At 69.0% G+C, this 12707-nt stretch carries 13 protein-coding genes; 2 read left to right on the top strand and 11 right to left on the bottom strand.

The window, feature by feature from the left end; genetic code table 11:
- Positions 1-10: 10 nt before the first annotated feature.
- Positions 11-703: a ribonuclease HII gene (locus tag H512_RS23260; protein WP_053239708.1), complete on the top strand. Its 693-nt coding sequence runs from the start codon at positions 11-13 to the stop codon at positions 701-703.
- Between the two features lie 51 nt (positions 704-754).
- Here the strand turns inward: H512_RS23260 and H512_RS0109110 are convergent, their stop codons facing one another.
- The 8 genes from H512_RS0109110 to H512_RS0109075 all read right to left on the bottom strand — a co-directional run bounded on the left by H512_RS0109110 (position 755) and on the right by H512_RS0109075 (position 8558).
- The gene (locus H512_RS0109110) at positions 755-1237 is read right to left on the bottom strand and encodes a F0F1 ATP synthase subunit B family protein (protein ID WP_026783193.1); all 483 of its coding nucleotides are present in this window, start codon (positions 1235-1237) and stop codon (positions 755-757) included.
- Positions 1238-1248: 11 nt separating this feature from the next.
- A complete protein-coding gene (locus H512_RS0109105) occupies positions 1249-1857 on the bottom strand; it encodes a F0F1 ATP synthase subunit B family protein (protein WP_036790793.1) in 609 nt (202 codons plus the stop codon).
- 122 nt (positions 1858-1979) lie between these two features.
- The gene (locus H512_RS0109100; protein ID WP_026783191.1) at positions 1980-2207 is read right to left on the bottom strand and encodes a F0F1 ATP synthase subunit C; all 228 of its coding nucleotides are present in this window, start codon (positions 2205-2207) and stop codon (positions 1980-1982) included.
- A gap of 68 nt (positions 2208-2275) precedes the next feature.
- On the bottom strand, positions 2276-3034 hold the full coding sequence (locus tag H512_RS0109095) for a F0F1 ATP synthase subunit A (RefSeq protein WP_026783190.1): 759 nt from the start codon (positions 3032-3034) through the stop codon (positions 2276-2278).
- A gap of 57 nt (positions 3035-3091) precedes the next feature.
- Positions 3092-3451: an AtpZ/AtpI family protein gene (locus H512_RS25730; RefSeq protein WP_053239707.1), complete on the bottom strand. Its 360-nt coding sequence runs from the start codon at positions 3449-3451 to the stop codon at positions 3092-3094.
- 246 nt (positions 3452-3697) lie between these two features.
- Positions 3698-7156: a chromosome segregation SMC family protein gene (locus tag H512_RS0109085; protein WP_026783189.1), complete on the bottom strand. Its 3459-nt coding sequence runs from the start codon at positions 7154-7156 to the stop codon at positions 3698-3700.
- A 136-nt stretch (positions 7157-7292) separates the two neighbouring features.
- Positions 7293-7943 carry a DsbA family protein gene (locus tag H512_RS0109080; RefSeq protein ID WP_026783188.1) on the bottom strand — a complete coding sequence of 217 codons (651 nt, stop codon included), beginning with the start codon at positions 7941-7943 and terminating at the stop codon, positions 7293-7295.
- A 96-nt stretch (positions 7944-8039) separates the two neighbouring features.
- Positions 8040-8558 carry a DUF721 domain-containing protein gene (locus H512_RS0109075; protein WP_026783187.1) on the bottom strand — a complete coding sequence of 173 codons (519 nt, stop codon included), beginning with the start codon at positions 8556-8558 and terminating at the stop codon, positions 8040-8042.
- A 47-nt stretch (positions 8559-8605) separates the two neighbouring features.
- Between H512_RS0109075 and mutY the strand changes: the two genes are divergently transcribed.
- Positions 8606-9712: an A/G-specific adenine glycosylase gene (mutY, locus tag H512_RS23250; protein WP_053239706.1), complete on the top strand. Its 1107-nt coding sequence runs from the start codon at positions 8606-8608 to the stop codon at positions 9710-9712.
- Between the two features lie 299 nt (positions 9713-10011).
- Here mutY and H512_RS0109065 read toward each other — a convergent pair whose 3' ends face one another.
- The 3 genes from H512_RS0109065 to H512_RS0109055 all read right to left on the bottom strand — a co-directional run bounded on the left by H512_RS0109065 (position 10012) and on the right by H512_RS0109055 (position 12648).
- Positions 10012-11163: a site-specific DNA-methyltransferase gene (locus tag H512_RS0109065; RefSeq protein ID WP_026783186.1), complete on the bottom strand. Its 1152-nt coding sequence runs from the start codon at positions 11161-11163 to the stop codon at positions 10012-10014.
- Positions 11164-11334: 171 nt separating this feature from the next.
- The gene (locus H512_RS0109060; protein ID WP_026783185.1) at positions 11335-11841 is read right to left on the bottom strand and encodes a DUF1993 domain-containing protein; all 507 of its coding nucleotides are present in this window, start codon (positions 11839-11841) and stop codon (positions 11335-11337) included.
- Positions 11842-11946: 105 nt separating this feature from the next.
- Positions 11947-12648, bottom strand: coding sequence for a glycosyltransferase (locus tag H512_RS0109055; RefSeq protein WP_026783184.1), 702 nt, complete (start codon positions 12646-12648; stop codon positions 11947-11949).
- Positions 12649-12707 lie beyond the last annotated feature (59 nt).

Below are 12707 nucleotides of genomic sequence, written 5' to 3'. Positions count from 1 at the left end.
AGCCTTGCCCATGCCCCGCGCCGCCGCCCTGTCCGCCGATCTCCTCGCCGGCCTCCTTCCCGAAGCCTGCGACCGCCGCATGGAGGAGGACTTCGTCCGCCGCTGGGGCGGCCCGGTGGCCGGCGTCGATGAAGTGGGGCGCGGGCCGCTGGCCGGACCGGTGGTGACGGCGGCGGTGATCCTCACCGACGCGCCGCTGCCCGACGGGCTGATCGATTCCAAGCAGTTGAAGCCGGGTGTCCGCGAGCGGATGTACGAGGCGATCTGTCGCGACCATGTCGTCGCCGTCGCCTCGGCCTCGGCGGCGCGCATCGACGCCATGAACATCCTCGCCGCCAATCTCTGGGCGATGGAACGGGCGGTGCGGTCGCTGGCGCTGCGGCCGGCCGGCGTGCTGGTCGACGGCCGCGACCTGCCGGCCGCGCTGACCGCCGCCGGCTACCGGGGCGCCGCCATCGTCAAGGGCGACGCCCGCGTCGCCGCCATCGCCGCCGCGTCGATCGTCGCCAAGGTGACGCGCGACCGCATGATGGCGCTCTACGCCGCCGAATTCCCCGGCTACGGCTTTGCGACCAACGTCGGCTACGGCTCGGCCGAGCACCTCCGGGCGCTCGGCCAACTCGGCCCGACGCCGATCCACCGCAAGAGCTTCCGCCCGGTGCGCGACTGCATTGAGGCGCGCGGGGCGGGACAGCGGCCATGAAAAAGGGGCCATGCGGCCCCTTGTTCCTTATCGCCCGAAGACAACGGCGGCTCAGCCGAAGTGCGCCTTCACCTCGTCGATGCCCTTGGAGATCAGCTCGGCGGCGACCTCGCCCTGCGCCTTCTCGGCCAGGAGCTTGCGCGAGGCGGCAATCGCCATGTCGATGGCCACGGCGCGCACCTCGGAGACGGCCGCCGCCTCGGCGTGGGCTATCTTCAGTTCGACGGTGCGGGTGCGATGCTCGATCAGCTCCTTCAGCGCCACCTCGGCATCGGCCGTCATGCGCTTGGCCTCGGCCTCGGCATGGGCGATGATCTCGGCGGCGTCCCGTTCGGCAATGACGCGCTTCTGCTGATATTCGGCGAGCAGCGCTTCGGCTTCCTTGCGCAGCCGCTGCGCCTCGCCGAGTTCGGCGGTGACCGCCGCCGCCCGCTGGTCGAGCAGGCGACCGATCCGGCCGAACACGCCGAAATAGGCCAGCACGCCGAAGAACAGGATGAGACCGACGAAGGCCCAGGTGGTGTTGTCGAACATCGAGACCTCCCTCAGTGCCGGCCGGACGAAACGGCGGTAACGGCGGCGACGGCCTCGTCGCGGCTGATCCTGCCCATCAGCGCCTCGACGACCGCCTCTGTCGTCTCGGTGGCGATGATCGCGACGTGATCGAGAGCGATCCTCTTGACGTCGTCGATATGCTTCTCGGTGTCGGCCAGCTTGTCGTTGAGCAGCGCCTCGGCGGCGTGGCGCCGGCCGTCGATCTCGTGGGAGACCCTGGTGCGCGTCTCATGGGCGATGGCGTTGGCCTTGGCACGGGCGGCGGCCAGCGCCGCCTCGTAGGAGGCGATGGCAGCGTCGGTCTCGGCCTTGGCCTTCTCGGCCTCGACGAGATCGCTGGCGATCCTGGCGGCGCGCGCCTCCAGGATGCCGGCGATCTGCGGGATGACCTTCTTCGACATCAGGACGTAGAGCGCGATGAAGACGATGGCCAGCCAGAACAGCTGCGAGGGGAAGGTCGACGGGTCGAAGGGCGGGAAGGTGCCGCCGTGCTCGCCGCCTTCGTGGGCCACCGTGGCGACGGCGTCCGGCGCATGGCCGCCTTCCGTCGGGACGGTCGCTTGTTCCTGTGCGTTGGCTTGGCTGATGAACCAGGTCATCGGCGCTCGGGCTCCCATGGCTGAAAACATCGAGACGGCGCCCGGCGGGTGACGTTCACCTCGCGAGGCGCCGGCTTCATCTCGACCGGCGGGCCACGGAGGCCCGCCTCGGCATCGTCCGGTCAGACGGCGTAGAGCAGCAGCAGGGCGATCAGCAGCGAGAAGATGCCGAGCGCCTCGGTGACGGCGAAGCCGAAGATCAGGTTGGTGAACTGACCCTGGGCAGCCGACGGATTGCGCAGCGCGCCCGACAGGTAGTTGGCGAAGATGTTGCCAACGCCCACGCCGGCACCGGCGATTCCGATCGTGGCGAGACCAGCGCCGATGTACTTTGCGGCTTCAGCTTCCATTGTAACGCTCCTTGAGAAAACAAAGACCTGGGATGGGTTCGATGGGGTTGAGCTTCGTCGATCCGCTCTCAGTGCCCCGGATGCAGGGCGTCGTTGAGGTAGATGCAGGTGAGGATCGTGAAGACATAGGCCTGGAGGAAGGCCACCAGGAATTCGAGGGCGGTGAGACCGATCACCATGATCAGCGGCAACAGGGCGCCGAGGAAGCCGAAGGCGCCGAGGCCGGTCAGCGTCACCACGAAGCCGGCGAACACCTTGAGGGTGATGTGGCCAGCCAGCATGTTGGCGAACAGACGGACGGCGAGGCTGAGCGGCCGCGACAGGAAGGAGATCACCTCGATGGCGGTGACCAGCGGCAGGATCAGCACCGGAATGCCCTTGGGCACGAACAGCTTCAGGAAACGGGTGCCGTTCTTGTAGAAGCCGTAGATGGTCACCGTGAAGATCACCAGCAGCGCCAGCGCCGCCGTGACGACGATGTGCGAGGTGACCGTGAAGAAGTAGGGAATCATGCCGAACAGGTTGGCGACCAGCACGAACATGAACAGCGAGAAGACCAGCGGCAGGAAGCGCAAGCCCGCCTCGCCGGTGGTGTCGCGCAGCGTCTTGACGACGAATTCGTAGGACAGCTCGGCCACCGTCTGCGCCCGGCCGGGCACCACGGCCCGCGACGAACTGCCCCACAGCAGCACCAGCGCGATGACGGCGAGCGTCAGCACCATGAACAGCGAGGAGTTGGTGAAGGAGACGTCGTAACCACCGATTTTGATGTCGACGAGCTTATGGATGCCGAACTGATGGATGGGATCGGTTCTTACGTCAGCCACCTTGTTGAAGCTCCCTCGCTCGATCTCGCCCGCGCCGGCCCGCCGGGGCCGGAAAATTCACTCGTCGTCCGTCTTGCCGCTGGTTCCGCCCGAAAACGGATCGGCCGCCCTGCCCGTCGAACGCAGGATGTTGAGCACGCCGGCAGCGAAGCCCAGCAGCAGAAAGACGATCATGCCCCAGGGCGACGTGCCGAAGAGCTGGTCGATGGTATAGCCGATCACGAAGCCGACGATGACGCCGGCCACGAACTCGGAGCCGATCTTCATCGCCTGTCCGAAGCCGGAAAACCCCGGCCCTCGCGGGCCGCCACCCTGAGGTTCGGACGGAGCGCGCCGCACATTGGCCAGCTTCTCTCCCAGCGCCTTCAGGCGGGGATCGCGGCTGGCCTCGTCCGGCCGTTCATCATCCTGACCCATCGGCGGCATCCTCGAAAGCGTGGTCGCCAAGGCCCTGCTAGATCGGGGTAATCCCTGATTTGGCCGGCACCATAGTGTTCACACGGATGCCTGTCAAGATTGCCAGCGGACCATACATTTCATTGATTTCCATACCATTTCCCGAACCGGAACCATACCCCGCACCCCACTAAGACCTTAGTCGACGTCGGCGTAATCGATTAAGCTGCCTTCGCCTCGCAACAGCGTGGAAAAGCCCGGCCCGCTTCAACTCGCCTCGCGGAAGGATTCGGCGGTTTCCAGATCGACGGACACCAGCTGCGACACGCCGCGCTCGGCCATGGTGACGCCGAACAGCCGGTTCATGCGCGCCATGGTGATGGGATTGTGGGTGATCACCACGAAACGGGTCTCGGTGGAGCGGGCCATTTCCTCAAGGAGGTCGCAATAGCGCTCGACGTTGGCGTCGTCGAGCGGCGCATCCACCTCGTCGAGCACGCAGATCGGCGCGGGATTGGTGAGGAAGACGGCGAAGATCAGCGCCATGGCGGTCAGCGCCTGCTCGCCGCCGGACAAGAGTGTCATGGTCTGCGGCTTCTTGCCCGGCGGCCGGGCGAGGATTTCGAGGCCGGCCTCCAGCGGGTCCTCGGCATCGACCAGCTGCAATTCGGCGGTGCCGCCGCCGAACAGATGCACGAACAGCCGCTGGAAATGAGCGTTGACGATGCCGAAGGCGTTGAGCAGCCGCTCGCGCGCCTCGCGGTTGAGATTCTGGATGCCCTGGCGCAGCCGGCGGATCGCCTCGATCAGATCCTCGCGCTCGTTGACCAGCGTATCCAGCCGCTCCTCCAGCTCGGCCTGTTCGGTCTCGGCCTGGAGGTTGACGCCACCGAGCTTGTCACGCTCGACACGCAGGCGTTCGAGGCGGGTCTCGATGCCGGCGACATCCGGCAGCGGCGCCGCCTCGTCGATCTCGGCGAGCTGGCGCAGGGCATAGATCGGTGCGTCGAAGCGGTCGCGGATCTCGCCGGCATATTCCTCAAGCCGCTGTTTGACGGCGGAGAGCCGCTCCTCGGCGCGTACCCGGCCCTCGCGGATGGTCGAGAGGCGCGAAAGCGCCTCGGCGGCGGCGCGGTCGGCGTCGCCGGCCTCGATCTCGCGCGCCCGCAGACGGTCCGACGCCTCGGTTGCCGCCGTCTCGGCCTCGCCGATCGCCCGCATCAGGCCGCGCCGGGCCTGGACGATCTCGTCGGGGCGGTCGATCAGCTCGGCCCGCTCGTCCTCGACCTGGGCGAGACGGTCGTCCAGCTCGTCGAGATGGGCGGCGGCGCGACGGACGCGGTCGCCCCAGCCGGCCCGCTCGCGGTCGATGGTTTCCCGGCGGCGGCCGCGCAGTTCGCCCTCGCGGCGGATCAGGTCGACGGCGGCGCGCGCCTCGGAGAAACGGGCGCGCATCTCGGCCGCGTCCATGCGCAGCGCCTGCACGCGGACAGCCAGTTCGGCGGCGTCGGCGAGGTCGGCGTAGCGCTCCTCGGCCTCGGCCTTGCGGGCGGCGAGGTCTTCGGCGTCGATCGCGAGGCGTTCGCGCTGGCCGGCGGCGGCGGCGCGGCGGGCCACCGTTTCGGCCAGAGCCCGCTCGGCGAGCAGCAGGCCGTCGCGGGCGGCGGTAGCGGCGCGTTCGGCCGCCTTCACCGCCTCGCGGGCGGCGCGCTCCTCGGCTTCGGCTTCGCGCAGGCGCGCCTCAGCGCCGTCGAGCACCAGGCGACGGGCGGCGCAGAGGCCGGCTGCCGTGTCGCGCAGGGCGTCGATCTCGGCAAGGCGGTTACGGGCGGCAAGGCGGCCGGCGGCGATGGTCGGCGCATCGGCGGCGGCGGCATAGCCGTCCCAGCGCCAGAGGGCGCCGTCGAGCGTCACCAGCATCTGGCCGGCAGCGAGCCGCGGCTGCAGCCGCGCTGCCTCCTCGGCCTTGACGACGCCGATCTGGCGCAGCCGGCGGCGGATGAGGTCGGGGCCCTCGACATATTTCGACAGCGGCGGCACGCCGTCGGGCAGCGGCGGATCGTCGGCGCCATCGCCGGGCATGGTCCAATAGGCCGGGGCGCGGTCGTCCATCGGCGCCTCGATGTCCTCGCCGAGCGCGGCGGCCAGTGCCGTCTCGAAACCCTTCTGCGGCGTCAGGCGATCGACCAGCGGCGGGAACAACTGGCCGTGCTCGATGTCCAGCATCCTGGCCAGCGTGCGCGCCTCGGTGTCGAGCTTCTGCAACTCGCGCTCGGCCTCGGCGAGCGGGCCGGTGGCGGCCAGCCGTTCCGCCTCGGCGGCGGCGCGGCCGGCCTCGGCGGCGGCGACCGCTTCCTCGGCCTCGAATACGCCGGCGGCGGCATATTCCACCTCCTCGCGGGCGGCGGCGATGGCATCGTCGGCGTCGAGCCGGTCGTCGAGTTCGGCAAGTTCGGCGTCGAGCGCTTCGAGGTCGCCGAGCATGCGGTCGAGCCGGACGCCGGCCTCGCGGATTTCGCGCTCCAGCGCGCCGCGCAGAGCGGCTGCCTCGGCCTCGGCGGCGGTGGCGGCGGCAAGATCGGCGTCGACGGCGGCGAGGCGGCCGGCGATGTCGGCGACCTGCGCCTCGGCCTCCGCCCGGCGCTCCTCCTCGGACAGCGCTTCGGCGGCCAGCGCCTCGGCCTCGTCGGCAAGGGCGGCCAGCCGCTCGTCGTTCTCGGCCACCAGCGCCGCCTCGCGGGCGCGGTCGCGGGCGATCTCCTCGGCGCGGCGGGTGAGTTCGGCCAGCCGCTCGCGGGCGCGCCGCTCCTCGGCTTCCGATTCGGCCAGCGCGATCCGGAGCCGTTGCAGCGCGGCGGCGGTCTCCACCGCCCGGTCGCGCAGCGCCGGCAGCTCGGCGGCGACGATCGCCTGCCGGCGCACCGCCTCCGTCTGGGCGGACTGGGCGTCGGCGACGGCGCCGAAGCTGTCCTTCATCTGCGCCTCGGCCTCTTCCACCTGAGCGGCGAGGTCGCCGAGCCTGAGGAAGCCGACGGTGGCCTCGGCCTTGCGGATGTCGGCGGAGAGGTTGCGGTAGCGCGCCGCCTGCCGGGCCTGTTTGCGCAGCCCTTCGAGCCGGGCCTCGATCTCGCGCAGCACGTCCTCCATGCGCGTGAGATTGGTCTCGGCGGCCTTGAGGCGCAGCTCGGCGTCGTGGCGGCGGGAATGCAGGCCGGAAATGCCGGCCGCCTCCTCCAGAATGGTGCGGCGCTGGGTCGGCTTGGCGGCGATCAGTTCGCCGATCTGGCCCTGCCGCACCATGGCCGGCGAGCGGGCGCCGGTCGAGGCGTCGGCGAACAGCAGTTGCACGTCGCGGGCGCGCACCTCCTTGCCGTTGATGCGGTAGGCGGAGCCGGACTGCCGCTCGATGCGGCGGGTGACTTCGAGGAGGTCGGCGTCGTTGAAGGCGGCCGGCGCGGTGCGCTGGTCGTTCCTGAGCACCAGCGTCACCTCGGCGGCATTGCGGGCCGGCCGCTTGCCGGAGCCGGAGAAGATGACGTCGTCCATGCCGGAGGCGCGCATCGCCTTGTAGGAGCTTTCGCCCATCACCCAGCGCATGGCTTCGACGAGATTGGACTTGCCGCAACCGTTGGGTCCGACCACACCAGTGAGGCCGGGTTCGATGACGAACTCGGAGACATCCACGAAGGACTTGAAGCCCTGTATCTTCAGCCGCTCGAACTGCATCGGTGTTCCGCTTCGTCGCCACTCTATTCGTAGAGTGGGGCCGGACGATGGACCACCATATCATGAAGGCCGCGACACCGCCCCGGCAAGAGGCACGGCATCGCGGCCTTGTTGATATCCGCCCGTTATCACCAGATCAGAGCAGCGCGTCGATCTTGGCCGACATCTCGTCGACCGACAGGAAGCCCACCTCGCGCTTGCCGTTGATGAAGAAGGTCGGCGTGCCGGTGATGCCGAACTCGTCGGCGCCGCGCTTCCTCGTCTCGTTGATGGCGTCGAGCAGCTTCTGGTCGGTCAGCGTCGCGTCGAAAGTGGCGGGCGAGTAGCCGAACTGCTTGGAGACGTTGCGCAGGCCGGTAAGCGGGTCCTCGACGAAGGCCCATTCGCCCTGCGTCTTGAACAGGCGCGATACCACATCGAAATACTTGCCGCCCGGCGCGTTGCGGGCCAGCATGAAGCCGGCGGCGGCCAGCGGATCGAGCGGGAACTCGCGCAGCACGAAGTACACCTTGCCGGTGTCGATGTACTTGGCCTTGATCTCGTCGAAGGTCTTGTTGTGGAAGTCGGCGCAGTGGCTGCAGGTCATCGACATGTACTCGACGATCTTCACCTTGGCGTCGGGGTTGCCGAGCGCCATGTCGGGCAGCACGCCCGGCTTCATCAGCGCGGTCTCATCGACGGTGGCTGACGGCTCCTGGGCAAGGGCGAGGCCGGGGAAGGACGCCAGAAGGGCGAGCCCTGCCGCGGCAACGGCGGTGGTCACAAGGAAGCGGCGGCGGTTCAACATGGCGTTCCCTTTCGGATAACCGGTCCCATCGGTCCGTCATTGGCGGCAAATTATGGCAAGGCCGCGTCATTGGAAAGAGGATGTTTTTCGGCCCGCTCAGCGGCGGTCGCCGGCAACGGCGCGGCCGAGCCGCTCGACCGCCGCCTTGAGGCCGTCGTCGGCGATGCCGGCGGCGAGCGTCCGTACCTTCGCCTCAGCCTCCGGGGAGAGCGGCGCCGGCTTCGGCCGCGGCTTCGGCCCGACCTTGACCGGCGGCAGTTGCAGCGGCCGGATACGGCCGACGACGCGGTAGCCGAAGAAGGTGTTGATGCGCTCGATGATCAGCGGCGCCTCCAGCGACAGACGCATCGCCGCCGCGCCCGAGCAGCGCACGGTGAGCACCGCCGGCTCGTGCGTCTCCTCTTCGATCAGCCCCTTGGGCCGGCGCGGCCAGGTGAGCTGATCGGGCGCCGTGGTGTCGGCATAGGCGGGGCCGACGATATCCGGCCAGTGGGCGACGAGGTCGAGCGTGGCGAAGCCGCGCTTGCGGCAGGCGGCACCGAGCGGCGCGGCGATGATGTCGGCAAGCGGCCGCACCCCTTTGTAGACGAAAGCCGGTTTCTTGAGGCGCGCCATCTGGTATGGAACCTCCATCGTTCCCGCTCAGGCTCAGGTTATCCCACATGCCGGCGCCGTCCGCCACCGCCCTTCTCGACTGGTACGACGTTCATGCCCGCCGCCTGCCCTGGCGGGTGCCGCCGGAGGAGCGGGCGCTCGGCGTCGTGCCAGACCCCTATCGCGTCTGGCTGTCGGAGGTCATGCTGCAACAGACGACGGTCGCCGCCGTCAAGGGCTATTTCCTCGATTTCCTCGAACGCTGGCCGACGCTTCCCGATCTCGCCGCCGCGCCGCGCGAGGCGGTGATGGCCGCCTGGGCCGGGCTCGGCTACTACTCGCGCGCCCGCAATCTCAAGGCCTGCGCCGAGGCGGTGGCGCGCGATCACGGCGGCCGCTTTCCGGAGACGCCGGAGGGCCTCGCCGCCCTGCCCGGCATCGGTCCCTACACGGCGGCGGCCATTGCCGCCATCGCCTTCGACGCGCCGGCCGCCGTGGTCGACGGCAACGTCGAGCGGGTGGTCGCCCGCCTCAACGCGCTGGAAACGCCGCTGCCGGACGCCAAGCCGGAGATCCGCCGTCTGACCGCGACGCTGACGCCCGACGTCCGGCCCGGCGACTTCGCACAAGCCATGATGGACCTCGGCGCCACCATCTGCACGCCGAAGCGGCCGGCCTGCGCCCTCTGCCCGTGGTCGGAACCCTGCCTCGCCCGCCGGCGCGGCGATCCCGACACCTTCCCCCGCCGCAAGGCCAAGGCCGAGCGGCCGACCCGCCATGGCGTCGCCTTCGTCGCCCGCCGCCACGACGGCGCGCTGCTGGTGCGCCGCCGCCCCGACAAGGGCCTGCTCGGCGGCATGCTGGAGGTGACGGGCGGCGACTGGCGTGAGGGCGCCGCCCCCGAGGCCACGCCGCCGTTTGCCGCCGCCTGGCGGGACGCCGGCACGGTCGAGCATACCTTCACCCATTTCCATCTGGTGCTGTCGGTGCAGGCGGCCGAGGTCGGCGACCGGCCGCCGCCCGACGGCTGCTTCTGGCTGGCCGCCGCCGACGTGGCCGGCGAAGCACTGCCCACGGTGATGCGGAAGGTGGTGGAGGCGGCGACGGGCAAGCCGGCACGAAAAGCTGCGGCACGCCCGGCAAGCGGGCCGAAAAAAGGCAGCAGCAACCGCTGAGTGGCGGAAATCCGCCAATTTGCGACCATGGTCGCATGAATGTTTACTTGGAAATTAACGGCTTCGGTGTCATATTTATTGATATAGGGGCATGGCCCGAAAGTCATTTGATCGGCCGGCACCGGGTTGGGCTAACCCGATGCGGAGAGGTTGGACGGAAGCGATTTTCAAGGGCGGGAAAGCCCGGACGCCGAACGGCATGGGTTAGTACAAGTGCCGAGTTTCGGTCATCGGTAAAAGAAATGGCTCTCTGACCGGTTCGGAGGGCCTTCTTTTTTGCCTCGGCGTGCCCTGCCGGCTCAGGCACCGGCGGCGGCGAGTTCGCCGCGGATGCGGCCGCGCAGCTCGTCGATCAGCACCAGCCTATCCTTTTCCTCGACATGCCAGTAGGTCCAGCCGTTGCAGGCTTCGAGCCCTTGCAGCGCGGCGCCAACCTTATGGATCGAGCCGGCAATGGCTCCGGCGGCGATCGAGCCGTCGGCGCGGACGATGGCGGCGTGCCGGCGGCGGGCGTCGTGGAGCTTGTCGCCCGGCCGGATCAGTCCGGCCTCGATCAGCGAGCCGAAGGGAATGCGCGGCTCGGCCCGACGCGGCATGACCACGGCAAGACCGTCGTCGGGCGCTCGCTCGACCGAGGCGATGCGCGCTTTCGCGAACTCGGCATAGGTGCTGTCGCGCTCGATGCCGACGAAGTGCCGGCCGAGCTTCTTCGCCACGGCGGCCGAGGTACCGGTGCCGAGGAAGGGATCGAGCACCACGTCGCCGGGCTTGGACGACGACATCAGCACGCGCCAGAGCAGCGCCTCCGGCTTCTGGGTCGGATGGACCTTGTCGCCATCGGCGGTCTTCAGCCGCTCGCCGCCGGTGCAGATCGGCAAGAGCCAGTCGGAGCGCATCTGGAGATCGTCGTTGAAGGCCTTCATGGCCTCGTAATTGAAGGTGATGCCCTTGGCCTCCCGGTCGCGCGACGCCCAGATCAGCGTCTCGTGGGCGTTGGTGAAGCGCTTGCCCTTGAAGTTGGGCATCGGGTTGGCCTTGCGCCAGATGATGTCGTTGAGCGTCCAGAACCCGAGGTCCTGCATGATCGCTCCGACGCGGAAGATGTTGTGGTAGGAGCCGATCACCCAGAGGGTGCCGGAGGGCTTCAGCACGCGGCGGCAGGCCATCAGCCAGGCGCGCGTGAAGGCGTCATAGGCCGAAAAGCTCTCGAAGCGGTCCCAGTCGTCGTCGACGGCGTCGACCTTCGACTGGTCGGGACGGGTGAGGTCGCCGCCGAGCTGCAGGTTGTAGGGCGGATCGGCGAAGATCAGGTCGACCGACGCCTTGGGCAGGCGCTCCAGCGCGGCGACGCAATCGCCGACGATGACGCTGTCGAGCCAGTCGGGCGCCGATGCGGCAGGGGAGTGGAGAGAAACCTCGGACGACGACGTCCGCCGACGCAGAACACTCATGGCTCTCCCACTCCGACGCAAAACAGACAGGTGGGGGTCTACACGCCCCTGCCGGAAACCAATCTCCACCGGCAGGGTAAATTCGAAGTTAAGCGGCGGAAGTCGCCATTGATTAATTATTTCAATGGTTTGTTAACCTTGCAAACGGCGCCGGCCGCCGCGGTCCTCCGCTCACTCCCGCCAGAGGAAGTCGCGTTTCCCGATGGGCATGCCGAGATGACGCAGGATGTCGTAGGCGGTGGTCAGGTGGAAATAGAAGTTGGGAACGGCAAAACCCTGGAGATAGTCGATCGCCGGCATCTCCAGCGTTTCATGGCGCATCTTCAGCGTGACGGTCGTCGCCTCGCGGCCGTTGACGGCCTCGGCCGGCACCGAAGCCACGAAGGCCAGCGTCTTGTCGATGCGGGCGTAAAGCTCGGCGAAGCTCTCTTCGGTGTCGGGGAAGGAGGGAACGTCGAGGCCGGCGAGGCGGGCCATGGCGCCCTTGGCATGGTCGGTGGCGATCTGCACCTGCCGCTTCAGGTCGAACATGTCCGGAGCGAGGCGGGCGCCAAGCACCGCCTCCTCGGAGAGCCCGCGCGCGGCATATTCCGCCTCGCCGATCTTCAGCAGATGGACGAGGGACTTGAGGCGCGCGGTGAAGACCGGCGCGGCGATGGCGTGAAGTTCGATGGTCATGGGGTTCCTTCCGGCTGGACGGGAGGCTTCTGTCCGGCGCCCCGCGTTCGCAAGCGTGTCTAGCCGGCGGCGCCACGGCGCACCAGTCAACTCTCGGAGAGGATGTCAGCCGCGCTGGCCGGTGAGCCCGGCGACGAGACCGACCGGCAGGCGCACGGCGAGCAGCAGCGCGGCCAGCGCGCCGGCAAGGCCGCCACCAGCCACCGTGTCGCCCTGGCCGTCGGCGATCACCCGCACGGCCGGCGCCCTGAGGCGGACGAGGCGGCGACGCCCGACGCGGCGGACCAGATCGACGCCGGCCAGACCGTCGCGCCGGCGGAAGCCGCCAAGCTCGCGGAAATAGGCGCGGGAAATGATCAGCCCTTGGTCGGGATGGGTCATGCCGGCACAGCGGCCGAACAGCCGCCGCAGGTAGTATTTCAGGCTGCCGCCGAGCGTGTCGTCGTCGGAGGCGAGGCGGAAGACGGCGGCGAAGCGGGCATCGCCGTGCCGGAGGCGGCGCTCGAACGCTGCCTGGAAGTCATTCTCCCAGCCGGCGTCGAGCAGTACGCCGGGGCGCAGGAACATCAGGAACTCGCCACGCCGGGCGGTGGCAGCGCCAATGGCGCAGCGCGCCCAGGCGCCGCCGGTGCCGGAAATCATCTCGCAGCCGGTCCCTTCGGCAACGAGGCGGGTCTGGTCCTCCGAACCGCCGTCGACCACCACCACCTCGCGCACGGTGCCGTCGGCGGCGCCACCGATCAGCGTCGAGAGGGTGCGAACGAGGGCTTCCTCGCTGTTCCGAGTGGGTATGATGACCGAGATCATACTTTCGTTCTAGCGGGTTTCACGGAGAAGCGCGAGCCCGTCCGAATGCGGAGCCGGTT

The sequence above is a fragment of the Pleomorphomonas koreensis DSM 23070 genome (assembly GCF_000425185.1).
Lineage (GTDB): Bacteria > Pseudomonadota > Alphaproteobacteria > Rhizobiales > Pleomorphomonadaceae > Pleomorphomonas > Pleomorphomonas koreensis.
This window is presented reverse-complemented; position numbering and strand designations above follow the sequence as displayed.